Annotated in this window: 16 protein-coding genes; 9 read left to right on the top strand and 7 right to left on the bottom strand. The window is 71.3% G+C overall.

Translation table 11 applies throughout. The features are described from left to right. Positions 1 to 134: 134 nt before the first annotated feature. Both KME80_RS02865 and KME80_RS02860 read right to left on the bottom strand, forming a co-directional pair. Positions 135 to 629 (bottom strand): GNAT family N-acetyltransferase, encoded by a 495-nt coding sequence (locus tag KME80_RS02865; protein WP_219499904.1) that lies wholly within the window; start codon positions 627 to 629, stop codon positions 135 to 137. A gap of 71 nt (positions 630 to 700) precedes the next feature. Continuing rightward, entirely contained in the window at positions 701 to 1,249 is a 549-nt protein-coding gene (locus tag KME80_RS02860; protein WP_246643785.1) for a GNAT family N-acetyltransferase, read from the bottom strand. Between the two features lie 627 nt (positions 1,250 to 1,876). On the opposite strand from KME80_RS02860, the gene KME80_RS02855 reads away from it, so the two are divergent. The 6 genes from KME80_RS02855 (at position 1,877) to KME80_RS02830 (ending at position 12,899) form a co-directional block, all read left to right on the top strand. Then, on the top strand, positions 1,877 to 4,174 hold the full coding sequence (locus tag KME80_RS02855) for a TIM-barrel domain-containing protein (RefSeq protein WP_219499903.1): 2,298 nt from the start codon (positions 1,877 to 1,879) through the stop codon (positions 4,172 to 4,174). Next, a complete protein-coding gene (locus tag KME80_RS02850) occupies positions 4,171 to 5,472 on the top strand; it encodes an ABC transporter substrate-binding protein (protein WP_219499900.1) in 1,302 nt (433 codons plus the stop codon). Before KME80_RS02855 ends, KME80_RS02850 begins: the two co-directional genes overlap by 4 nt. Beyond that, entirely contained in the window at positions 5,473 to 6,330 is an 858-nt protein-coding gene (locus KME80_RS02845; protein WP_219499898.1) for a carbohydrate ABC transporter permease, read from the top strand. Further along, positions 6,327 to 7,148, top strand: a complete 822-nt coding sequence (locus tag KME80_RS02840; protein ID WP_246643783.1) for a carbohydrate ABC transporter permease — start codon at positions 6,327 to 6,329, stop codon at positions 7,146 to 7,148. Before KME80_RS02845 ends, KME80_RS02840 begins: the two co-directional genes overlap by 4 nt. 28 nt (positions 7,149 to 7,176) lie before the next feature. Continuing rightward, positions 7,177 to 10,050: a glycoside hydrolase family 3 protein gene (locus KME80_RS02835; RefSeq protein ID WP_219499896.1), complete on the top strand. Its 2,874-nt coding sequence runs from the start codon at positions 7,177 to 7,179 to the stop codon at positions 10,048 to 10,050. Positions 10,051 to 10,211: 161 nt separating this feature from the next. After that, a complete protein-coding gene (locus KME80_RS02830) occupies positions 10,212 to 12,899 on the top strand; it encodes a cellulose binding domain-containing protein (protein ID WP_219499894.1) in 2,688 nt (895 codons plus the stop codon). 40 nt (positions 12,900 to 12,939) lie between these two features. Here KME80_RS02830 and KME80_RS02825 read toward each other — a convergent pair whose 3' ends face one another. Genes KME80_RS02825 through KME80_RS02815 form a run of 3 tightly spaced genes read right to left on the bottom strand, consistent with a single transcriptional unit; the run spans position 12,940 to position 16,474 of the window. Further along, entirely contained in the window at positions 12,940 to 13,869 is a 930-nt protein-coding gene (locus KME80_RS02825) for a carbohydrate ABC transporter permease (RefSeq protein ID WP_219499892.1), read from the bottom strand. Then, positions 13,866 to 14,837, bottom strand: coding sequence for an ABC transporter permease (locus KME80_RS02820; protein ID WP_219499890.1), 972 nt, complete (start codon positions 14,835 to 14,837; stop codon positions 13,866 to 13,868). Before KME80_RS02820 ends, KME80_RS02825 begins: the two co-directional genes overlap by 4 nt. After that, positions 14,834 to 16,474: an extracellular solute-binding protein gene (locus tag KME80_RS02815; protein ID WP_219499888.1), complete on the bottom strand. Its 1,641-nt coding sequence runs from the start codon at positions 16,472 to 16,474 to the stop codon at positions 14,834 to 14,836. Before KME80_RS02815 ends, KME80_RS02820 begins: the two co-directional genes overlap by 4 nt. A gap of 175 nt (positions 16,475 to 16,649) precedes the next feature. Between KME80_RS02815 and KME80_RS02810 the strand changes: the two genes are divergently transcribed. The 3 genes from KME80_RS02810 to KME80_RS02800 all read left to right on the top strand — a co-directional run bounded on the left by KME80_RS02810 (position 16,650) and on the right by KME80_RS02800 (position 21,730). Beyond that, complete coding sequence (locus KME80_RS02810) at positions 16,650 to 17,864, top strand: ROK family transcriptional regulator (protein ID WP_219499886.1); 1,215 nt, start codon at positions 16,650 to 16,652, stop codon at positions 17,862 to 17,864. Positions 17,865 to 17,969: 105 nt separating this feature from the next. Continuing rightward, entirely contained in the window at positions 17,970 to 20,729 is a 2,760-nt protein-coding gene (locus tag KME80_RS02805; RefSeq protein WP_219499884.1) for a glycoside hydrolase family 3 protein, read from the top strand. After that, positions 20,726 to 21,730 (top strand): LacI family DNA-binding transcriptional regulator, encoded by a 1,005-nt coding sequence (locus tag KME80_RS02800; RefSeq protein ID WP_219499882.1) that lies wholly within the window; start codon positions 20,726 to 20,728, stop codon positions 21,728 to 21,730. Before KME80_RS02805 ends, KME80_RS02800 begins: the two co-directional genes overlap by 4 nt. Positions 21,731 to 21,944: 214 nt before the next feature. On the opposite strand, the gene KME80_RS02795 is transcribed toward KME80_RS02800, so the two are convergent. Continuing rightward, on the bottom strand, positions 21,945 to 23,384 hold the full coding sequence (locus KME80_RS02795; protein ID WP_219499880.1) for a serine hydrolase domain-containing protein: 1,440 nt from the start codon (positions 23,382 to 23,384) through the stop codon (positions 21,945 to 21,947). 102 nt (positions 23,385 to 23,486) lie between these two features. After that, a complete protein-coding gene (locus KME80_RS02790) occupies positions 23,487 to 24,848 on the bottom strand; it encodes a hypothetical protein (RefSeq protein ID WP_246643779.1) in 1,362 nt (453 codons plus the stop codon). Between the last annotated feature and the right edge of the window lie 145 nt (positions 24,849 to 24,993).

Raw genomic sequence — 24,993 nt, 5'->3', positions numbered from 1 at the left:
GGGCACTTGACCGGCGACCTCCCTTTGAGGCCCGCGGAGGGACCCCGCCCGCGTCGGAGGGCTGACGATGACGCGGGCCGGAACCTGCCACCACCAGGACCGAGACTCCCGGCTGGGGCCTGCGGCTTGGGTGTCTACGGCTGGAGGTCGCGCTGGTACCAGGTGCCGGTCTTGCCGCTGAGATCGGCCGGTCCGGCCGGGCCGACCGGGACGAACCCGGCCTTGGTCAACACCCTCTGGGACGCGACGTTGTCGTGCGAGCTGGCAGCCCGCAGCGTGCGCAGCCCGTGCCGCACTGCGGCGATCCGGCACAGCTCCCGGACGGTCGCGGTCGCCACGCCGTGACCGGCGACCTGCTGCGCGACCCGATAGCCGAGTGTGGCGGTGCCGTCCTCGAAGTCGTACAGATTGAACCGGCCCAGCACCGGGCCGTCGTCGGCGACGAGCACGTAGAAGGCGCTGATGCCGGCCTCCTGCTCGGCCAGCAAGGCGCTGTGCCGGTCGGCGAACCGGTCGAAGTACTCGTCGCCGCGGTCCGGGACCGACAGGGCGAACCAGGCGCGGTTCGCCAGCTCGAAGGCCAGGACCGCCGAGGCGTGATCGGCATGCAACTGCTCCAGCTCGGGCACCGCCCAACCCTACCCAGACCGTGCGATACCAGCCCTGGTCCCCGCATGTGCCGGTACGCCCGGGACGCGGCTCACACCGCAGGCAGGGACGGGTCCGGGGCCCAGGGAGCCGGTGCGGTGATGGACCACCGTTCGTGGTCGCGCCAGGCGCCGTCGATGTAGAGGTATTCGGGGGACAGCCCTTCATAACGGAAGCCCAGGCGCTGGGCGAGGGCCAGGGACGCCTTGTTGCCCGGCTGGATGTTGGCCTCCAGCCGATGCAGCCGCAGCTCGGTGAAGGCGTACCGCAGCGCCGCCTTGAGCCCTTCGGTCATGTACCCCTTCCCGGCGTACGGAACAAAGGCCGCATACCCGAGGGACGCGCCCTGGTAGCGGCCCCGGATGATCGAGTTGATGTTGACCATGCCGGCCGTCTCCCCGTTCTCCCGGACGCGGATCAGGAGGCCCACGTTCGTGCCGTCATCGAAGCGGCGCATCCACGCCTGGAAGTCCTCGGGAGTGGCGGGCAACTGCATGTAGGGCCCGTGCAGCTCAGCGCTGGCCTGCACGAGGGAGCAGAACTCGTCCTGGTCGGAGAGGGTGAGCGGGCGCAGTTCCACCCGTGATGGCATTTCGGACATGTGGCAACGTTAGGGCGTGCCCGGGGGTTTCCGCTCCCGGTTGCGCGCCCCTACTGGCCATCCACCCTCGCCCTGGTGACCGGACCTCACGCTTCGGGGCTGTGCCGCGACCTCCTGGCCCGCCCCCGCCTCCGACCGTGTCCCGGGCCCGGCCTCCAGCCCGCAGTTCCCGCCCCGCCTCCAGCCCGCCCCGCCGTGACCGCCTCCCGCGGTGCGCCTCCAGCCTCGCCCCGCCTCCAGCCCGCACTTCCAGCCCCGCCTCTGGTCTCGCCCTGCGCCTCCCGCCGTGACCCGGGGCTCGCCTCCAGCCCGCCCCGCCTCCAGCTCGCACCTCCGGCTTGCGTCTCCGCGGTCAAGTGCCCTCCGCCCGGCACTCCCTACCGCCCAACTTCCCGCCCCGGCGCAACCCCCGGGGGTGCAGGGGGCCGGGAGGCCCCTTGCCAGGGGGTGTGGGGGGCTGGGCCCCCCACTGAGAGGAGCCCGAGCAGGCGAACGCGCAGAGCGCGCCACGGGCGAGGCCCTTGCCGTGAAGGAGTTGGGATGGGGAGTAAACGAATTACCCGTTGACCTTTGTTGGTATGGACAGCAAACTAATTCAGGAGTTTCGCACCCCTTGAAGGAGCATCCATGCCCTATCGCCCGCCCCTGGTCGCGCATGAGTACTTCGTGGCCGACCCGCCCGAGCTGCCGGTCCGCGCGCACGGTGAGGGAGGGCTGTCCGCGTTGACCGCCGCCGAGCTGGTGGCCGCCGACGGCGCGGGGGTGATGCTGAAGGCGGTCACCACGGCAGAGGAGACGCTGGTCGTGCAGGTGGGCGTGGCCGGTGAGGGCGTGATCCGGGTACGGCTGAGCGAGGACGCCGATGCCCGGCCCCGGTCGGAGCGGGCGATCGCGCTGGTGCGGCCGGGCACGTTCGCGGGGGCGCGGGCGGAGAGCACGGCCGACGGGCGGATCGTGGTGGACGCGGGGTCGCTGCGGGCGGAGATCCGGTTGGCGCCGTGGGAGCTGCGGTTCACGGATGCCGCCGGGGTCACGCTGGTCGAGCAGGACCGGGGCCATGTGGACATCAGCGGCCGGATGCGGACGCTGCCGTTCGGGCGGTCGTCGGCGGGCGGCGGGCCGGTGGCCTATCACGAGAGTTTCGTCGCCGCGCCCGATGAGGCGTTCGCCGGGTTCGGGGAGTCGTTCGCGCGGCTGGACAAGCGCGGGCAGCGGCCGGTGATGTGGAACTTCGACGCGTTCGGCGCCGAGTCGCAGCGCGCCTACAAGAACGTGCCGCTCTATCTGTCGAGCCGGGGCTACGGGGTGCTGGTCGACAGCGGCGCGCCGACGGAGTTCGACGTGTGCCAGTCGACGCACAGCGCGGTGCAGATCGTGGTGCCGGACGACGTGCTGGACTACTACGTGATCGCCGGGCCGACGCCGCCGGAGGTGCTGGAGCGCTACGACCGGCTGACGTGCCGGCCGGAGCTGCCGCCGAAGTGGGCGTTCGGCACCTGGATCTCCTCGGGTTTCTGCGTCGACAGCCAGGAGCGGGTGCTGGCCAGGGCGCGGACGATCCGGGAGCGCGGGATCCCGTGTGACGTGCTGCATCTGGACACCTACTGGCAGGCCGACGGGCACTGGTCGGATCTGCGCTGGGACCCGGTGAACTTCCCGGACCCGGCGGCGATGCTGGCGGAGCTGGACGGGATGGGGTTCAAGGTCTGTCTGTGGATGAACCCGTACATCTCCCACCTGAGCCCCGCGTTCGCAGAAGCCGCTAACGCGGGATATTTCCTGAAAAATGGGGCGGGGGAGGCGTACGTCGCCGACACCTGGCACGGGTCGTTCCCCGCCTGCGGCATCCTCGACCTGACCCGCCCCGCCGCGAAACGCTGGTTCCAGGACCGGCTCCGGGCGCTGTTGCGCCAGGGCGTGCAGGCGTTCAAGACGGACTTCGCCGAGGGCGTGCCCGCCGACGCCGTCGCCTACAACGGCATGACCGGCACCGACCTGCACAACGTCTACACGCTGCTGTTCAACGACGCGGTCGCCGAGGTGACCCGGGAGGTGCACGGGCACGGCCTGGTGTGGGCGCGCTCGTCGTTCCTGGGCGGGCAGCGGCACAGCGCCCAGTGGAGCGGCGACACGTACACGAGCTATGCCGCGATGGGCAGCACGATCCGGGGCGGGCTGGCGCACGGGCTGTCCGGGGTGCCGTTCTGGAGTCATGACGCGGGCGGGTTCACCGGGAGGCCGAGCGACGACCTGTTCGTGCGGTGGACGCAGTTCGGCGCGCTGTCGCCGCTGGTGCGGCTGCACGGCACGACGACGCGGGAGCCGTGGGAGTTCCCGGCCGTCGAGGAGCAGGCGGTCGACGCGCTGAGGCTGCGTTACCGGCTGATGCCGTACCTCTACTCGGCGGCCGTCGAGGCGGCGCGGACGGGAGCGCCGATGATGCGCGCGCTCTGCGTGGACCACCCGGAGGACCCGGTCGCCTGGCAGGCCGATCTGGAGTACCTGCTGGGGCGGGACCTGCTGGTCGCGCCGATGACCTCGCCCGGCGGCACGCGGGACGTCTACCTGCCGGAGGGCGAGTGGGTGGACTACTGGACCGGCGAGACGCACGAAGGCGGGCGGTACGTGCGCGTGACGAAGCCGCTGGAGCAGATCCCGCTGTTCGTGCGGCGCGGCGCGCTCGTCCCGGTCGCCGAACCGGGCGAGACCGTGACGACGCCGGACACGATCACGCTGGTCGCCTTCGGGGGCGGCGACTGCCGGATGCGGATCCACGACACCGACGGCGAGACCGCCGTCGTGGCCACCCGGGACGGCGACACGCTGCGCGTGACCGTCACCGGGCCGAAACGGGTCGCCGCCGTCGAGTTCGCCCCGGTGGCGGGCGCTCCCGGCAGGGCCGTCATCACCCAGGAGGGACCATGATCAGAAAGACTGGCGTGGCGGCGCTGGTGGCCGTGACGCTCGCGCTGTCGGCGTGCGGTGGCGGCGGTGGTGAGCCGGCGGCCGAGCCGGGTCAGCCGCGCGTGCTCAAGCTTTGGCACTACGAGGCCGCCGAGAGCGCGATGGGCAGGGCGTGGGCCGAGGCGATCAAGAAGTTCGAGGCCACGCACCCGGGCGTGAAGGTGCGGTTCGAGGAGAAGAGCTTCGAGCAGATCCAGAAGACGGCGAGCATGGTGCTCAACTCCGACGAGGCGCCCGACCTCATGGAGTACAACAAGGGCAACGCCACCGCCGGCCTGCTGTCCAAGCAGGGCCTCATCGCCGACATGAGCGAGGAGGTGACCAAGCGCGGCTGGGACAAGCTGCTGCCGGGCGGCCTGGCGACCACCGCCCGCTACGACGACCGGGGCGTGATGGGCTCCGGCAACTGGTACGGGCTGCCCAACTATGGCGAGTTCGTGATGGTCTACTACAACAAGGACCTGTTCGAGAAGCACAAGGTCGAGGTCCCGGCGACGTACGAGGAGTTCACGGCCGCGCTGGACGCCTTCGTCAAGGCCGGCGTGACCCCGGTGTCGCTGGCGGGCGCCGAGTACCCGGCCCAGCAGATCGTCTACCAGCTCGCCCTCAGCAAGGCGGACCGCGCCTGGGTCGACGCGTACCAGTCCTACCAGGGCAAGGTCGACTTCCAGGGCCCGGAGCTCACGTACGGGGCGACGACGTTCGCCGACTGGGTGAAAAAGGGGTACGTCGACGAGAAGGCGTCCGGGCTGAAGGCCGAGGACATGGGCGTGGCGTTCATGAAGGGCGACTTCCCCGTCATGATCAGCGGGAGCTGGTGGTACGGCCGGGTCGCCGAGGAGGCCAAGGGGTTCGAGTGGGGCCACTTCCTGTTCCCCGGCTCGACGATGGCGCCCGGCTCCAGCGGCAACCTGTGGGTGGTGCCGGAGAAGTCGGAGAACAAGGACCTGGCCTACGACTTCATCGACATCACGATGAGCAAGGAGATCCAGAACCTGCTCGGCAACTCGGGCGGCGTCCCGGTCGCGGCCGACCCGGCGGCGATCACCGACCCGAAGAGCAAGGAGCTCATCGAGACGTTCAACAAGCTGACGGCGGCCGACGGGCTGGCCTTCTACCCCGACTGGCCCGCGCCCGGCTACTACGACGTCCTGGTCGCCGGCACGCAGCAGCTCATCAACGGCGCCAAGTCGCCGGCCGAGGTGCTGACCGAGATCGCCGGGCCGTACGAGGACAACCTCGCCGACCTCGGCAACTGAATGAGAAGGAGAGGCTACTGGCTCTACCTGGCGCCCAGCCTGCTGCTGTTCCTGGGCGTCATCGTGGTGCCGTTCCTGATGAACCTGGGCGTGAGCTTCACCCGCTGGTCGGGGGTGGGCACGCCCAGGTGGGTCGGCCTGGACAACTACGCCAGGCTGCTGGAGGACGAGCGCTTCTGGCTCTCGTTCCAGAACAACGTCGCCCTCATCGTCGCCATGGCGATCGTGCCCACGGTGATCGGCCTGGTGCTGGCCGCCGCGCTGTTCGACTACGTCGGCAAGCGGTTCGGGACGCGGACGGCGGCGGCGCTGCGGGCCATGTACTACCTGCCGCAGGTGCTGCCGGTCGCGGTGGCGGGCGTGGTGTGGGGCTGGATGCTGCACCCGTCGTACGGGGCGGTCAACCGGGCGTTCGGGCTGGAGCTCGACTGGCTGGGCGATCCCGATCTGGCGCTGGCGACGGTGATGGCGGTCATGGTCTGGTTCCAGCTCGGCTACCCGGTGGTGATCTTCATGGCGGGGTTGCAGCGCGTGGACCCGGCCTACTACGAGGCGGCCGAGCTCGACGGGGCGTCCTGGTGGCGCCGGGTGTGGCACATCACGGTGCCGCAGATCCGGCCGGAGATCTTCGTGGTGCTGCTGACGTGCACGATCGCCGCGCTGAAGGTGTTCGGGCCGATCTTCGTGCTCACGCGTGGCGGGCCGGGCAACGCCACGATGGTGCCGTCGTACTTCTCGTACCTGAACTTCTTCCAGAAGAGCAACGTCGGGTACGGGTCGGCCATCGCCACGGTGCTGGCGCTGATCATCGTCGTGGTGACGTTCCTGTTCCTGCGCGTGCAGGAGCGTGAGCGATGAGGGGCCCGGGGCGCTGGGCGGTGCTCGCGGCGCTGGTCGTGCTGGCCGTGGTCATGGTGTTCCCGTTCCTGGTCGTGGCGCTCAACGCGGTCAAGTCGCGGGAGGAGTACAGCTCGGAGGGGCCGCTGAGTCTGCCCGGCGGCCTGTACCTCCAGGGCGTCGTGGACTTCTGGGAGCGGGTGGACTTCGGCGAGAAGCTCGTCAACAGCCTGCTGATCAGCGGCTCGGTGGCGGTGCTGGCGGTGGTGCTGTCGGTGCTCAACGCGTACGCGCTCGGCATCGGGCGGGTGCGCGGCCGGCTGTCGATCCTGGTGCTGTTCCTGGTGGCGAACACGCTGCCGCAGGAGGCGCTCGCCTACCCGCTCTACTACCTGGCCAAGGAGCTCGGGCTCTACGACACCCGGCTGTCGATGATCATCATTTTCACCGTGATCCAGGCGGCCTTCGGGACGTACCTGCTCAGCGCGGTGCTCGGCCAGTTCCCCAAGGAGATCCTGGAGGCGGCGGAGATCGACGGCGCGGGGCGGTTCCGGGCGCTGACCCGGATCGTGGTGCCGATCAGCCGGCCGACGCTGAGCGTGCTGATGATCTTCTTCTTCATCTGGACGTGGAACGAGTTCTTCCTCCCGCTGATCTTCCTGATCTCCAACGACAACCAGACGGTGCCGGTGGCGCTCGGCGTGCTGCAGGGAGAGCGGTACATGGACGCGACCATGTCCAGCGCCTCGGCCCTGCTGGGCATCGTCCCGGCCGTCGCGTTCTTCCTGATCTTCCAGCGCACGCTCACCCGAGGCATCACGGTCGGCGCCGTGAAGTGAGCCTCCCTTTCCCGAGGAGACACCCCCCATGTCCTTACGGTTACTCACCGCGGCCGTGCTGGCCGCCTCGCTGCTCACCGCGCCGGCCGCGCATGCGACGGCCGAGCCCGCCTTCCGCGACCCGGGGCTGCCGCTGGAGCAGCGGGTGGCCGACCTGCTCGGCCGGCTCACGCTGCCGGAGAAGCTCGGCATGCTGCACCAGTCGCAGCCGGCCATCCCCAGGCTGGGCATCCCGTACCACAAGAACGGGACCGAGGCGCTGCACGGCGTCGCCTGGTCCAACCACCGCGACGACAACTGGAACATGAAGCTCGCCAGCGGGACCGTGTTCCCGCAGGCCGTGGGCCTGGCCAGCACCTGGGACCCGGCGCTGGTCAAGCGGGTCGGCGACGCCGTGGGCGACGAGGCGCGCGGCCACAACGCGCTCGACCCGGTCCTGTGGGGGCTGCAACTGTGGGCGCCCGTCGTCGACCCGCTGCGCGACCCGCGCGCCGGCCGCAACGAGGAGGGCTATTCGGAGGACCCGCTGCTCAGCGGCACGATGGCCACCGCCTACGGCAAGGGCCTCCAGGGTGACGACCCGTTCTACCTCAAGACCGCGCCCGTGCTGAAGCACTACCTGGGCTACAACAACGAGACCGACCGCAGCCTGACCTCGTCCAACCTGACGCCCCGGCTCAAGCGCGAGTACTACGAGCAGCCGTTCAGGCAGGCGATCTCGGCCGACGCCGCGACCGGCGTGATGGCCTCCTACAACCTGGTCAACGGCCGCCCCAACCACGTCAACCGGGACCTGGACGAGGTCGTCCGCTCCTGGACGGACCGGACGCTCTACAACGTGAGCGACGCATGGGGGCCGCACGCGCTCACCGACCCGGAGAAGTACTTCGACGACAAGCCGGAGGCGTTCGCCGCCGTGCTCAAGTCGGGCCAGGACAGCTTCACCATCGACGGCGCCGACTCCGGCCCGCTGGTCGAGAACCTGACGATCGCGCTGGAGCGGGGCCTCATCACCGAGGCCGACGTGGACCGGGCGGTGGGGCACGCGCTGTCGGTGCGGTTCCGGCTCGGCCACTTCGACCCGGACGGCGGCCCGTACCGGGACATCGGGCCCGAGGTGATCGACAGCGCCGAGCACCGGCGGCTGAACCGGGAGGCCGCGGGCAAGGCGGCGGTGCTCCTGCGCAACTCCGGCGTGCTGCCGCTGCGCGACCCCGGCTCGGCGGCCGTGGTGGGCCCGCTGGCAGGCAAGCTGTACGGCGACTGGTACGCGGGCAGCATGCCGTACCAGGTGACGCCGCTCGACGGGATCAAGGAGCGCGTCAAGGACGTGACCACCGCCCAGGGCCTGGAGCGGATCGCCCTCAAGCACCTCGGCTCCGGCAAGTACGTCACCGCGACGGCGGGCAACACCGCGCTGGCCGACACCACGCCCACGGCCGCCTCGCAGTGGGACCTCACCGACTGGGTGAGCGGCGTCTCCACGCTGCGCAACGCCGGCAACGGCAAGCTGCTCGGCGGCAACTGGCGCTCGCTCGACACCGACGACGACGAGCCCAACGGCTGGTACGTCCAGCAGCAGTTCGCGCTGGAGAAGCAGGCCGACGGCAGCCATCTCGTCCGTTACGCCGGGTTCGAGAGCGTGGAGAGCTGGTACGGGCTGCGCGACCCGTACGTGACCGTCAACGCCGACGGGACGCTCGGCCTGGCTCCCAAGGCGCAGGCGGCGCGCTTCGCCAAGGAGGTCGTCTCCGACGGCGTCGCCGAGGCCGCCGAGCGGGCCCGCAAGGCCGACGTGGCCGTGGTGGTCGTCGGCAGCCACCCGTGGGTGCACGGCCGCGAGTTCCACGACCGCGACGACCTCCGGCTCGGCGAGGGGCAGCTCCGGCTCGTCGAGGCCGTGCGCGCGGCCAACCCGAGGACGGTCGTGGTGCTGGAGACCAGCTACCCGGTGATCGTGGACGCGCCGACGCTGCTGTGGACCACGCACGCCGGCGCCGAGACCGGGCACGCCGTGGCCGACGTGCTCTTCGGCGACGTCAACCCGGCCGGGCGGCTCACCCAGACCTGGTACGCCACCGACGACCTGCCGAGCATCCTGGACTACGACCTGGCCAAGACCGGCATGACGTACCTGTATCACCGGGGCGGCGAGCTCTACCCGTTCGGCCACGGCCTCAGCTACACCACGTTCGGCTACCAGGGGCTGCGGGTGCGCGGTGACGAGGTGAGCGTCAAGGTCACCAACACCGGCGACGTGGCGGGCGAGGAGGTCGTCCAGCTCTACACCCGCCAGCGCGTGTCGCGGTTCGACCAGCCGGTCAAGCGGCTGCGCGGCTTCGAGCGGATCGCGCTGGCGCCGGGCGAGTCGCGTACCGTCACCTTCCGGCTCGCGCGGGCGGACCTGGCCGTGTGGGATCACACGCGGGAGCGGTGGGCCGTCGAGTCCGCCACCCACGACGTGCTGGTCGGCTCCTCGTCCGACCGGATCCGCCAGCGGGCCACGCTGCGCGTCAAGGGGGAGACGATCCCGCCGAGGGACCTGTCGCGGACGACCCGGGCGATGAACTTCGACGACTACTCGGGCGTCGCGTTCGCCGACGAGAACAAGGTCGCCGGTGACGTCGTCGCGGGCTCCTCCGGCGACTGGATCTCCTTCACCGACGCCGTGTACGGGGGCGCGCTGACGGCCGGCGTCGCGTCGGTCGCGGGCGGCTCGATCGAGGTCCGGCGCGGCTCCCCGGCCGGCGCCCTGCTGGCCACCGTCACGGTTCCGGCGACGGGCGGCGTGTACGCGTGGGGCACGGCCACGGCGTCGCTCAGGGCGGGGAAGGGCGATCTGTACCTGGTGTTCCAGGGTGACGTCCGATTGCGGGACGTGGCGTTTAAGTTCGTTGATTAACCAAACTATTGACCTCGATCGCCGCCTGTGTGAGCCTCTGTGGTAGCTCATGCGCGCGAGGCGCGGCGACGGTCAGGGTCCTGCAACCTGGTTCGTGCATGGCGCTCTGTCTGTTCGTCCTCGGGTGCGCTTCCGGCGTGCCCGGAAAGGGAGAGCCGCTCATGCGAAAGGCACTGCTCAGCCTGATCGCGATCACCGCCGTGCTGATGGTCACGGCGGTGGTCCGGATGGCGCCGGTCTCCGCCGTGTCGGCGGACCCGTACACCTACAAGAACGTCAGGATCGACGGCGGCGGGTTCGTGCCCGGCGTCCTGTTCAACCCCGGCGAACGCGACCTGATCTACGCCCGCACCGACATCGGCGGCGCCTACCGCTGGAACCAGTCCACCAGGTCGTGGAAGCCGCTGCTCGACTGGGTCGGCTGGGACAGGTGGGGCTGGAACGGCGTGGTCAGCATGGCCGCCGACCCGGTCGACACCGACCGGGTCTACGCCGCCGTCGGCATGTACACCAACGACTGGGACCCCGGCAACGGGGCCGTCCTCCGCTCCACCGACAAGGGCGACTCCTGGCAGGCCGCCGAGCTGCCGTTCAAGCTCGGCGGCAACATGCCGGGCCGGGGCATGGGCGAGGCGCTGGCCGTCGACCCGAACAAGAACAGTGTCCTGTACCTCGGCACGCCCAACGGCAACGGCCTGTGGCGCAGCACCGACCACGGCGCGACCTGGGCGAAGGTGGCGAGCTTCCCCAACCCCGGCGACTACGCCCAGGACCCGGACGACCCCAACGGCTATCTCAGCCACCGGCCCGGCGTCGTCTGGGTGACCTACGACCCGCGCTCCTCGTCGCCGGGCAGCGCCACCCGGACGATCTACGTGGGCGTCGCCGACAAGGACAACACCGTCTACCGCACCACCGACGCCGGGGTCACCTGGGAGCGGCTGGCCGGGCAGCCGACCGGCTACATCGCGCACAAGGGCGTGCTCGACACCGAGAACGGCCACCTGTTCATCGCCACCAGCGACACCGGCGGCCCGTACGACGGCGCCAAGGGCGACGTGTGGCGGTACGCGACCGCGACCGGCACGTGGACGCAGGTCAGCCCGGTGCCGTCGTCGAGCGCCGACGACTACTTCGGCTACAGCGGCCTCACCCTCGACCGGCAGAACCCGGGCACGCTCATGGTCGCGACGCAGATCTCCTGGTGGCCCGACGTGATCTTCTTCAGGTCCACCGACTCGGGCGCCACCTGGACCCGCGTGTGGGACTGGACCTCGTACCCGAACCGCAGTTTCCGCTACAAGATGGACATCGCCGAGGTGCCGTGGCTGACGTTCGGCACCAACCCGCAGCCGCCGGAGGTCACGCCCAAGCTCGGCTGGATGACCGAATCGCTGGAGATCGACCCGTTCGACTCCGACAGGATGATGTACGGCACCGGCGCGACCATCTACGGCACCGAGGACCTCACCCGGTGGGACTCCGGCGGCCAGTTCACGATCAGGCCGATGGTCCGGGGCCTGGAGGAGACCGCGGTCCTCGACCTGGTCAGCCCGCCGACCGGCGCACCGCTGGTCAGCGCGCTGGGCGACATCGGCGGCTTCCGCCACACGGACCTGGACGCGGTGCCGCCGATGATGTTCACCTCGCCCGGGTTCACCTCGACCACCAGCCTCGACTACGCCGAGAAGAACCCGGCCGTCATGGTCAGGGCCGGCAACTTCACCGACGCCGACCGGCCGAACGACAGCCACGTCGCCTTCTCGACCGACGGCGGCGCGAACTGGTTCCAGGGCGGCGAGCCGGGCGGGATCGACGAGGGCGGCACGGTCGCGGCGGCGGCCGACGGCTCCCGGTTCGTGTGGGCGCCCAAGGGCGTCGCCCCGCACTACTCCGTCGGCTACGGCACCTCCTGGCAGCAGGCGCGGGGCCTGCCCACGGGCGCGATCGTCGAGTCGGACCGGGTGAACCCGATGAGGTTCTACGGCTTCAGTGCCGGCCGCTTCTACGTCAGCACCGACGGTGGCGCGAGCTTCACCGCCACGGCCGCGACCGGGCTGCCCGCCGAGGGCAACACCCACTTCAAGGCGCTGCCGGGCAGGGAGGGCGACGTCTGGCTCGCCGGCGGGACGGGCCTGTTCCACTCGACCGACAGCGGCGCCTCGTTCACCAAGCTGCCCGGCATCACGTCGGCGGTGAACGTCGGCTTCGGCAAGGCCGCGCCCGGCGCCACCTACCAGGCCCTGTACGCGGTGGCGACCGTCGGCGGCGTCACGGGCCTCTACCGGTCCGACGACGCGGGCTCGTCCTGGGTGCGCATCAACGACGACGAGCACCAGTGGGGCAACATGGGCGAGGCCCTGACGGGCGACCCGCGCGTGTACGGGCGCGTCTACCTGGGCACCAACGGCCGGGGCATCATCTACGGCGACCGCACCGGCCCCGAGCCGACGATCACCCCGACGGCCACGGTCACCCCGACGGCCACGGTCACCCCCACGGCCACGGTCACGCCCACGGCGACGGTCACCCCGACCACCGACAAGGCGTGCACCGCCACCTACCAGCCCGGCAACCAGTGGCCGGGCGGCTTCCAGGCGGGCGTGACGGTCAAGAACACCGGCGCCTCGGCCGTCTCCGGCTGGAAGGTCACCTGGACGTTCCCCGGCGACCAGCGCATCACCCAGCTCTGGAACGGCTCCCACACCCAGACGGGCGCCGCGGTGAGCGTGACCGACGCCGGTTACAACGGCGCCGTCCAGCCGGGCGCGAGCACGTCGTTCGGCTTCACCGGCGGCCACTCCGGGAGCAACACCCCGCCCGCCACGCTCACCTGCGCGGCGAGCTGACCTGACGCGAGGGGGCGGCGTGCGGGCCGCCCCCTCGCGCTCAGCCCTTGATCGCCCCCACGATCACGCCCTTGGTGAAGTGGCGCTGCACGAACGGGTAGATGACCAGCGCCGGGACCACCGCGATCACCACGATCGCCATCTTGATCGCCAGCGTCGGGGGAGCGTCGTGCCCCATGCCGCTCACGCCCAGCGTCGCGGTGGGCAGCGGGTTGGAGTCGACCACGTACTGCCGCAGGATGAGCGCCAGCGGCCACTTGCGCGTGTCGTCGATGTAGAGCATCGCGTTGAACCACGCGTTCCAGTAGCCGACCGCGTAGAACAGGCCGACGACCGCCGTGACCGCCTTGGACATGGGCAGCACGATCCGCCACAGGATGCGGAACTCGCCGGCCCCGTCGATCCGCGCGCTGTCCATGATCTCGCCGGGGATGTTCATGAAGAACGCCCGCAGCACCACGACGTTGAACGCGGACACGGCCGTCGGCAGGATGAGCGACCAGTAGCTGTCCTTCAGCCCGAGCCCGCTGACCATCAGGTAGACGGGGATGATGCCGGGGAAGAACACGAACATCAGCAGCACGCTGAACAGCAGCGGCCGGTGCGCGAACGAGCCGGGCCGCGACAGCGAGTACGCGCCCAGCACGCTGACGCCCAGGCTGATGGCGGTGCCGCCGACGGTCACGAGCGTGCTCACCAGGACGGCCCGGCTGACCACCGAATCCGAAAATATTTGGATATAGGCGTCGAAATGGATGCCTTCGGGCACCAGGACCAGCCCGCCCACCCGGTTCACGGTCGCCGCCGAGCTCAGGCTCGTCAGCACGATCGTGTAGAGCGGGAACAGCACGGCCAGCACGATCAGCGTGAGCAGCGTTCCCTTGCCGACCCGGCCCGCGGGGGAGGGCGCCTCCTCCCACGCCGCCAGCCCGGCGGGCTTCCTGCCCCGCCTCGTCGCCAAGAGCGTCATGACTTCGAATACACCCCTCGCTCGCCGAACGCGTGGGCCACCCGGTTCGCCGCCAGGATCAGCAGCAGTCCGACCAGCCCCTTGAACAACCCGGCGGCCGCGCCGTACCCGAGGTCGCCGGTGCGCAGGCCGGACCAGTAGACGAAGGTGTCGAACACCTCCGACGCCTCGCTCCCGACGGCGCTGCGCTGCAGCATGAACTGCTCGAACCCGACGTTCAGCGCGTCGCCCAGGCGCAGGATCAGCAGCAGGATGATGACCGGGCGCAGCCCGGGCAGCGTGATGTGCCACATCCGGCGCCACCGCTTGGCGCCGTCGACCGCCGCGGCCTCGTACAGGCTCGGGCTGATCGTGCTGAGCGCGGCCAGGAAGATGATCGCGCCCCAGCCCGCGTCCTTCCAGATCGTCTGGGACGTCAGCAGCAGGATGAACGTGTCGGAGTTCGTCATCCAGTCGACGCCCTCGTGGCCCCGCTCGCGCAGGAGTTGCGACAGCAGCCCGGCCCCGCCGAACATCTGCTGGAAGATGGCCACGACCAGCACCCAGGAGAAGAAGTACGGCATGTAGACGACGCCCTGCACGAACGCCCGCAGCCGGGCCGAGACCACGCTGTTGAGCAGCAGCGCCAGCATGATCGGCACCGGGAAGTAGAACACGAGCTGGAACGCGGTGATCGCCAGCGTGTTCACCATCGCGCGCAGGAACTGCGGATCCTCGAAGAGCAGCGCGAAGTTCGTGAACCCGATGACCGGGCTGCCCAGGATGCCGTCGGTGTAGGGGTTGTAGTCCTGGAAGGCGATGACGTTGCCGAGCGCCGGGATCCACCAGAAGGCCAGGACGACCAGCAGCATCGGCAGGTTCATCAGGACCAGTGGCCAGTCCCTGCGCAGCTTGGCCCGCCAGGTCAGCTCCTTGCCGGGCCTGGCGGCCCGCCTCCGGCGTGGTGTGGCGGCGGTCGCGGAGATCACAGCCTGCCGTTCTCCCGGGCGACCTTGCTGTAGAAGTCCCTGGCCTCGTTGCCGCCCTGGTCCTGCCATTCCTTCACGATCTGCTTCCACTCGGAGACCGGCCGCTTGCCTCGGTAGATCTCGTTGAGCTTGTCCTCGGTCGGCTGCGCGAGTGCGGCCATCTTCGACGGCACCTCGACGCGGATGCCGACGAACGGGTCGTTCTCCAGGTGCTTGGAGGCGGCGGTCTGCCACTCCCACATCGCCTGGACGTAGCCGGGGTACTGGCTCTGCGAGGTGGCGCCGGGCCGGCCCGACAGGAACAGGTAGGTGGGCGCGACCTCCTTGCGCCCGAGCGCGGTGGGCGTGACCTTGCCGTCCTTGACGTCGTAGTGCTTGCCCTCGACGCCGTTGTTGACCAGCTCGTACTCCTGGGTGCCGAACGGGGCCGAACACCAGTTGGCCAGCCCGAGCAGCTCGCGGGTGCGCGCGTCGCCGAGGCCCTTCTTGATGAAGGTGAACATGCCGGCGGGCTCGTTGCGCCACACCATGATCTTGCCGCCCGGCTTGGCCGGGTAGGGGGCGACCGCCCGCATGTCGAACTTGGGGTTGTCCGGCAGGAAGCGGCCCAGCGCCTCGTGCCAGGAGCCGGGGCCGTCCTTGTAGATGACGAGCTGGCCGCTGCCGAAGGGCGCCTTCTGGTCGGCGTCCTTGTTGGCCACGACGTCCGGGTGCACCCAGCCGCTCTCGAAGAGCTTGGTCACGAACTCGACGGAGGCGGCGAACTCGTCGGTCTCGTACTTGTACACCAGCTTGCCGCCGACGTTGCGCCACTCGCGCGGGGAGTCGAAGGCGCGCTGGATCTCCTGGTCGACGGCGCCGAACGCCCAGCGCTTCTTCTTCGGGTCGGTCAGCTCCTTGCCGAGCACGAGCAGGTCGTCGGCGCTCTGGGGCTGCGCCAGGCCGAGCTCGTCGAGGATGTCCTGGCGGACGAACGTGGCGAGCGCGTACGGGTCGTTCTGCCACGGGATGCCCTGGAGGACGCCGCCGAACACGCCGTAGTGCCAGGCGGCGGTGTCGTAGTTGGCCAGCAGCGGGAACTCCTTGGCCTTGTCCCCGGCCAGGTAGGGCGACAGGTCGGCGAAGAGCTTGTTGGCGGCCTCGGTGAAGTGCGCGATCGTGATGAGGTTCCAGCCGGGGATCTGCATCATGTCGGGGACGTCGCCGCTGGCCAGGAGGGTGTTCAATTTCTGTACGTACGTGTTGCCGTCGGAGATGTTGAACCGGACGGTGCCGCCGAGCCGTTCGTTGACGGTCTCGTAGTAGGAGTTGTCGCCGAGCCCCGGAGGGACCGTGCCCCACAGCGGCGTCATCGCCGTCACCTCCTTGCCGCTGGTCAGCGGCGTGGCCGTGACCGCCCGCACCATCTGGGCCGGCCGGGTGACGAAGCCCGGGTAGACGAACTCGGAGCCGGGCAGGTCGGGCGTGAGGCCGGGGATCTCGAACGGGATCCGGTTCGGCACCAGGCTCTTGAGCTTGTCCGCGGCCACGGCCGTGCCTTTGGACAGCTCGCGCTTCTCCGCGCAGCCGGTGGTCGCCGCCAGGACGCCCGCACCTACCAGGCCGAGAAACCCGCGACGGGTCGTCTGAGGTGACATGGCTCGGTCCCTTCTCTGAGTGGGGGATGGCCTCGAGAAAATTAGTTGGTATTTCGACCAAACAAATTAGTAGACTGTGACCGTACCCACAAGGGAGCGTCACGGTCACAGGTTGGTGAAGGGAGCCCGCGATGCGGCATGCTGGGGTCACTTCTCGGCGGGAACGGGGCTGATATTGATCACATCCACGACCGGCCCGCAGCCGGCCGACTTCGCGGACGTCCGGGCCACCAACCTCGCGGTCGTGCTGCGCTTCGTGCGCGAGCACGCGCCGTGCTCCCGGGCCGACATCGCGGCGTCGACGGGGCTGAACAAGGCCACCGTGTCCAGCCTGGTCGCCGACCTCATCGACCGGCGGCTGGTGCGCGAGACCGGCCTGACGGAGAACCGCGTGGGCAGGCCCGCCACGATGCTCGTGCTCGACGGCTCGCCCTATGCCGCGATCGGCGTCGAGATCAACGTCGACTACGTCACCGCCGTGGCCACCGGGCTGGCCGGGGAGCGGCTGCTCACCTGGCGGCGCTCGTTCGGCGCCGGTGACTCGGTCAACCAGGGCGTGGCCGCCGTCGCCGCGATCGTCCGCCGGGTGATCAACCGGATGGCCAAGGAGGAGCGGCAGGTCCTCGGGCTCGCCGTCGGCCTGCCCGGCCTCGTCGACGTGCAGGGCACCGTGCGCATCGCGCCCAACCTCGGCTGGTACGACGCCGACATCGGCGGCGACCTGGCCAAGGCGCTGCGCGATCCCGGGTTCGCCATCCAGGTCGACAACGACGCCAACCTGGCGGCCCTGGCCGAGCAGCGGTTCGGCGCCCACGCCGGGGGCGCCGACCTGATCTACCTGACCGGCGAGATCGGCGTCGGCGCGGGCGTCATCCTCGACGGCCGGCTGCGGCGCGGCGCCCTCGGCTACAGCGGCGAGCTCGGCCACGTCCAGCTCGACCCGGACGGCCCGGAGTGCCGCTGCGGGCGGCGCGGCTGCCTGGAGGCGGTGGCCGGCATCGGCGCCGTGCTGCGCAGGCTGGACCCCTCACCGGCCGAGATCGAGGTGGAGATCGAGGAGGTCGTGCGCTCCGCCCGCGCGGGCGACGACAGCACGCTGACCCTGCTCGCCTCCGTCGGCGCCGGGCTCGGCCGGGGCGTGTCGATCATCGCCAACCTGCTCAACCCGGAGGTCGTCATCCTCGGCGGCTACTACGTGCCGCTCGCGCCGTGGCTGCTGCCCGCCGTGCATGCCGAGGTCGCCGACCGGGCCATCGCGCCGCAGGCCGGCGGCGTGCGGGTGGTGGCCTCGACGCTCGGGCACGACGCCGCCGCGCTGGGCGGCGCCGCCCGCGTGCTCGACTCGGTGGATTCGGGAAGATTGCCCGGAGGAATCTCGCGAAACTCTTGACCCGGGTTCGCGGCGACGTGCACCCTTCATGAAACTCCACGAAACATCCCCGAAACGCCCCCGGCCGGTCATCGAAGCGCTTCGACACCCCCTCAGAGGATGGCCATGCACGAACCCTTCCGCGACCCCGAGCTCCCCCTTCCCGACCGGATCGCCGACCTGTCGAGCAGGCTCACTCTGGCCGAGAAGGTGAGCCTGCTGCACCAGTACCAGGCGCCCGTCGAGCGGCTGGGCGTCGGCCCGTTCCGCACCGGCACCGAGGCGCTGCACGGCCTGGCCTGGCTCGGGCCCGCCACCGTGTTCCCGCAGGCGATCGGGCTGGCCTCCACCTGGGACCCGGAGCTGGTCCGCCGGGTCGGCGAGGCGACCGGCGACGAGGTGCTGGCCTTCCACCACAAGGACCCGACCGGCGCCGGGCGCAACGTGTGGGCCCCGGTCGTCAACCCGCTGCGCGACCCGCGCTGGGGGCGCAACGAGGAGGGCTACTCCGAGGACCCCTGGCTGACCGGTCTCATGGGCGCGGCGTACGCCCACGGCCTTCGTGGGAGCGCTCCCGTACTGAAGACGGCGCCCACGCTCAAGCACTTCCTCGCCTACAACAACGAGACCGACCGCTGCGAGACCTCCAGCAACCTCCCGCCGCGCGTGCTGCACGAGTACGAGCTGCCCGCCTTCCGCCCCGCGCTCGAACAGGGCGCCGCCGTCGCCGTCATGCCCTCCTACAACCTCGTCAACGGCCGCCCCGCCCACCTCAGCCCGCTGATCAACGAACTGCTGCGCGCCTGGGCGCCCGACGACCTGCTCGTCGTCAGCGACGCCTACGCCCCCGGCAACCTGTACGGCCTCCAGGGCTACCACGACACCCCCGCCGAGGCGTACGCGCACGCCGTCCGCGCCGGGCTCGACAGCTTCACCCAGGACGACGACCGCGCCGAGGCCACCCTCGGCCACCTGCGCGACGCCCTCGACCAGGGGCTGCTCACCGAGGACGACATCGACACCGCCGTGCGGCACGCCCTGTCGATCCGGTTCCGGCTCGGCGAGTTCGACCCCGCGACCCCGTACGACGACATCACCGAAGAGGTCGTCAACTGCCCCGCGCACCAGGAGCTCGCCCGCGAGGCGGCCCGGCGCTCGATCGTGCTGCTCGACAACGACGGGCTGCTGCCGCTGCGCGACGTCACCACCGTCGCCGTCATCGGGCAGCTCGGCGACACCGTCCTGGAGGACTGGTACAGCGGCACCCTCCCGTACGCCGTCACCGCCCGAGGCGGGATCGCCGAACGGTGCACGACCGTGTTCTGCGAAGGCGTCGACCGGGTCACGCTCACCGCCGAGGCCGGGCCCGTGACCGCCGACCCCGCCGGCGGCCCGCTCAGCCTCGGCGGCGCGGAGGCCGACACGTTCGACGTGTTCGACTGGGGCGGCGGCGCCTACGCCCTGCGCGCCGTGGCCACCGGCCGGTTCGTGTCCGTGGCCGACGGGGTGCTCGTCAACGACCAGCCGGGGCCCAACGGGTGGGAGGTGCGCCAGACGTTCCGCATGGAGGAACGCCCGCGCGGCTCGCTCGCCCTGCGCCACATCTCCACCGGCTGCTACGTCGGCGCCGCCGGCGACGGCACCCTGCGCCTCGTCGACGACGCCGACCAGGCCGTCTGGCTCGTCATGGACGTCATCAGGGGCGGCGCCCGGCAGGCCGCCGACCTGGCCGCCGCCGCCGACGTGGCCGTCGTCGTCGTGGGCGACCACCCCCTCGTCAACGGCCGCGAGACCGAGGACCGCACCACCCTCGCCCTCGCCCCAGCCCAGGACGCCGTCGTCCGAGCCGTGCGCGCCGCCAACCCGCGCACCGTCATGGTCGTCACCAGCGGCTACCCGCTCACCTGGACCGCCACCGGCCTGCCCGCCGTCCTCTGGTCCGCCCACGGCGGCCAGGAGCACGGCCACGCCCTCGCCGACGTGCTCTTCGGCGACGCCGACCCCGAAGGCCGGCTCACCCAGACCTGGTACCGCTCCGAACAGGAGCTCCCCGACCTGCTCGACTACGACATCATCACCGCCGACGCCACCTACCTCTACTTCCGCGGCACCCCCCGCTACCCCTTCGGCCACGGCCTCAGCTACGCCGCCTTCGACTACAGCGGCCTGCGCGTGACCCTGACGGGAGACACGGTGACCGGCGAGGTCACCGTCACCAACACCGGCGACCGGCCCGGCGCCGAAGTCGTCCAGTTCTACACCCACCAGCAGCGCTCCCGCGTCAAGCAGCCGCTGCGCCGCCTGCGCGGCTTCGAACGCGTCCGCCTCGCCCCCGGCGAGAGCCGCACCGTCCGCCTCACCCTGCCCGTGACCGAGCTCGCCTTCTGGGACGTCACCCGCAGCCGCTTCGTCGTCGAGACCGCCCCGCACCAGCTCATGGTCGGCCGCAGCGCCACCGACCTGCGGCTCAGCGCCCGCTTCGAGGTCACCGGCGAGAGCGTCCCGCCCCGCCGCGGCCTCCTGCGCGCCGTCGACCACGACTCCTACGACGCCGTCACCTTCACCGACGCCGCCCGCGAGAACGGCGAAGCCGTACGCGCCGAGACCGAAGGCGCCTGGATCCTCTTCCGCCAGGTCGACCTCACCGGCGCCGCCTCCTGCCTCGCCGTCGCCGGCAGCACCGAAGGCGGCGTCATCACCCTGCGCCTCGGCGACCCCCTCTACGGCAAGTCCCTCGCCACCTTCCCCGTGCCCCGCACCGGCCGCCACGACCAGCACGCCATCGCCGCCTCCCTTGCGGGCGTGCGCGGCGTGCACGATCTTTATGTCGTGTTCGAGAACGACGGCATCACGCTGGCCCAGCTCGACCTCGGAGCCGGCGCTTGAGCGGGCGCACGGTCACGATCGCCGAAGTCGCCCGGCACGCCGGCGTGGCCGTCAGCACCGTCTCCTACGTGCTCAGCGGCAAACGCACCATCTCCGCCGACACCCGGCGCCGCGTCCTCGACAGCATCAACGCCCTCGGCTACCACCCCCACGCCGGCGCCCGCGCCCTCGCCAGCAAACGCGCCAACGTCATCGCCCTCGTCCTGCCGCTGCGCGCCGGCATGCACGTGCCCGTCCTCATGCGCTTCGCCAGCGCCGTCGTCACCGCCGCCCGCGGCTACGACCACGACGTGCTCCTCCTCACCGCCGACGAAGGCACCGACGGCATCCGCCGCGTCGCCGCCAGCGCCCTCGTCGACGCCTTCGTCCTCATGGACGTCGAACTCGACGACCGCCGCGTCCCCCTCCTGCGCGACCTCGCCGAACCCAGCGTCCTCATCGGCTTCCCCGCCTCACCCGCCGGGCTCACCTGCGTCGACCTCGACTTCGCCGCCGCCGGCGAACGCTGCGTCGCCCACCTCGCCGAACGCGGCCACACCCAGATCGCCCTCCTCGGCGCCCCCGCCGTCGTCTACGAACGCGGCACCGGCTTCGCCCGCCGCACCCGCGAAGGCTTCCTCGCCGCCCTCACCGTCCACCACGTCACCGGCGTCGCCCTGCCCTGCGAGGAGACCTTCGACGAGGTGTACGAGACCGTCCGCACGCTCCTGACCGACCGGCCCGGACTCTCCGGCCTCGTCGTCCACAACGAAGCCGCCGTCGGCCACGTCCTCAGCGCCCTGCGCCAGCTCGGCAAACGCGTCCCCCACGACGTCGCCGTGGTCGCCATCTGCCCCGACGACGTCGCCGAACGCGCCAGCCCGCCGCTCACCTCCGTCCTCATCCCCGCCGAGGAGGTCGGCCGCGAAGCGGTGCGCCTCGTCATGGACAAACTCGCCGGCAAGCCCGCCCCCCAGGCCACCCTCCTCCCCCCACACCTGGCCCTCCGCGCCAGCACCTAGGTTCAGGCCCCCTCCCTTTGAGACGCCCGCCGTAGCGGGCGCGGCCTTTCCGGGGAGGGCGGCGGCTGCCCCGAGCCGCCGCGCGCCGCCACAGAGAGACGCCCGCCGTAGCGGGACCTCGCCTTCTCAGGGACGTGGGCTTCGGGGAGGCGGTGGGGTCGCTTCCTGCGGAGGCGTGCGCCGTCGTCGGGTCTGCCGGCTCGTCGTGGGGCCGTCAAAGGATCAAGAAGGCCCCGAAAGCTCCCAGCAACACGGCGGGCACCGCTGGGGACAGCCAGGTGTGCCAGGCGGGGGGCCGGGAGGCGAGGGGCAGGGTGGGCCAGCGGGTGAGGGTGGCGGCCGTGGCGGCGGCGAGGGTGGCGGCGCCGAGGGCCCAGGTGAACGGGGGGACGGGACCCCAGGCGCCGGCGCGGTGGCCGAGCCAGAGGAACAGGGCCGCCCAGAGGATGCGGCTGACGGCGGAGACCCGGTCGAGGGCGGGGTTGCGGAAGGCGGAGTAGAGCAGCCCGAGCCCGATGAAGGGGAAGGTGAGGGCGAAGAGGAGTTCGCGGATCGGGGGTCCGTCGCCGTCGGGCGGGGTGACGCCGAGGAGGCGCCGGCCGAGGTCGTCGACGTCCTTGCTGGTGTTGCCGAGGACGACCACGCCGCGCCCGCTCGCGGGGTCGAAGCCCGCGTAGGTGCTGTGCCCGCCGGTGGCGCCGTTGTGCCAGGTGATCTGGCGGTCGCCGTAGGCGGTGGTGAACCAGCCGTAGCCGATGCGCCGGTGCTCGCCGGCGGGGAAGCGGGGCTTGGCGGCGTCGGCGCCGGGGGCGGTGCCCGCCATGACGGCCTGGACGAGGCGGGCGATGTCGCGGGAGGTGGACCAGACGGCTCCGCCCGCGCCGGCGTGGCCGTGGTCGCGCCAGGGGTCCATCGGCTGGCCGTACTGGCTCCGGCCGTGCGCGTGTCCGGCGGGGAGTGGTTCGCCGGGCTGGAGGACGACGGTGGAGGTCATGCCGAGCGGCCGGAGGAGCCGGTCGCGCAGCAGGGTCTCGTAGTCGGTGCGGGCGTGTTCGGCGAGGGCGAGGCCGAGGAGTGAGACGCCGAGGTTGGAGTAGGACACCTTGCCCCGGCCGGAGGCGGAGACGGCGGCGGCGTCGGCGAGTGCTTGCTGGGGCCCGGCGGCCGCGTAGGGGTCGGCGCCGCCGAAGACGTACAGGTAGGAGCGGAGGAAGCCGGCCGGGGTGGTGCGCACGCTGGGCACTCCGGCGCGGTGGGAGGACAGTTCGGCGAGGGTGGCGGAGCCGACGGCGGGGTCGGAGAACGGGACGGCGGGTAGCAGGTCGCGGACGGGGGTGTCGGGGGAGAGGCCGAGGTCGGCGAGCAGCATCCCGGTCATGGTCTTGGTGACGGAGCCCAGCTCGTAGGCGGTGTCGGGGCCGACGGGGCGGGGGTCGGGGCCGCCGGTGTCGCCGACTCCGGCGTGGCGGACGCGGCCGTTCTCGATGAGGGCCACCGACAGGCCCTGGTGTCCGGCGTCGCCGGCGGCGCGGCGTACCTGCTGGGCGAGGGCGGGGTCGCCGGTCGTGGCGGGGCTCAGGGCGGGCGGGCGGGGGGCGATGAGCAGGGCGAGCGCGGCCACGACCAGGGCGGAGAGGACAGCTACTCGCTTCATATTTCCGATAATACGTAATTCCGAAGTTCGGTGCGAAGGCGCCGGAAACGCGAAGGGCGCGCCCCCCGAAGGGGACGCACCCGGAAAGGGTCGTGCGGGCTGTTACCAGTCGCCTCCGCCGAAGTCTCCGCCACCGAAGTCTCCGCCGAAGTCGCCCCAGCCGCCACCGCCCATGTCGCCGCCGAAGTCGCCGCCACCCGCGTCGGACATGCCCTCGGCATAGCCGGCGCCGTAGCCGCCCATGCCCCAGCCGCCCATCATGCTGCCCATCATGGTGCCGATGAACATGCCGGTCATGATGTCGCCGAAGCCGCCGTAGTAGCCGTAGGCGTAGGGCTGGTAGGCCGGGCCCGCGTCGTAGTAGGGGCGGCGCTGGCCGTTGACCATGACCTCACGCATCTGCGGGTCGAAGCCGCGCTCGACGGCCTCGGCGTCGGCGGCGCAGGCGGGCACGTCACGCGCCACCCCGCCCTGCGGCGCCCAGCGCACGTCGCGCACCGACGGGCCGTGCTGCGGGTTGAAGAAGCAGGGCGCCCGGCGCTCGGGCACCGGCTGGTTGTTGACCCGGGCCTTCACTACGGCCAGCGCGTAGCGGCCGTCCTCCAGCGTCTGGGTCACGTCGCGCACCTGGTCGGGCCGCTCCACCGCGTTGAGCTGCGTCTTGGCCTTCTCGTAGGAGTCGAGAGCCTGCTGCCACTCCTGGATGTGGCTGCCGCCCTGGCCGGCGAGCGTGACGTCGGTGTCGAGCGCGGCGATCTCCTCGCCGAGCTTGGTGACGTCCTCCTCGACGGTCTGCTTGACCGCGGCCAGGTCCTTGGCGTCCTGGATGGCCTGCTTCTTCTTCCTGTTACGCGAGTAGAGGAAGTAGCCGCCGCCGCCCGCGAGCGCGAGCACGCCCAGCGTGGCGAGCACGCCGGTGCCGCCGCCGCTGCCGCCGACCGGGCCGGAGGTGAGCGCGGAGGAGCGCTTGTTGGTGGCCAGCAGGTTGACCCGCTCGACGAAGTCCTTCATGCCGTCGGACAGGTTGTCGTGGTTGCGGGTGGACAGGTTGGCGGCCTGCCCGGTGTAGCGGCTGAAGTTGGACGCGGCGAACAGCGACTTGCCGTCGAGCACCGCGATCGTCACCTCGCCGCTCTTGGCCGCGGACACGGCCTCGCCGAGCTGCTTCAGGTAAGGGCCGGCGGCGGCGTTGGAGGCCAGCGTGCCGTCGGGCAGGGCGGCCACGTAGATGCTGCTCTTGGAGTCCTTCAGCGCCTCGCGGATCGCCGACTGCTCGTCGGAGGTCAGCGGTGAGCCGGACTGCACGAAGAGCGGATCTTTCTGGTCCTTCCAGTGGGCCAGCACCGATTGGGCGTCAGGGGGCGCGGCGGCCGCGTTGGCGGCAGGGGACAGCGCGAGAACAACGAGTAGACCGGCGATCAGAGCCGCGATCGCGGCCCCTGCACGGCGCAGCGAATGGGTCATTGGCAGCAAGCCTCCTTCGCCCATGAGGACGAACGGGCGGTCGGCAAAGTTCCTCACTGCGCACGTTACCCGCCCGGCGCGCTCCGGGCGCGCCCCGGTGCGGGCATCCTGGCGGGTCCGGACGCCCGCGCCGCGAATCTTTGCC

The organism is Nonomuraea ceibae, from assembly GCF_019396325.1.
In the GTDB taxonomy this organism is placed as follows: Bacteria; Actinomycetota; Actinomycetes; order Streptosporangiales; family Streptosporangiaceae; genus Nonomuraea; species Nonomuraea ceibae.
Note: the sequence above shows the minus strand (reverse complement) of the source record. Positions and strands in the feature narration are given on the sequence as shown.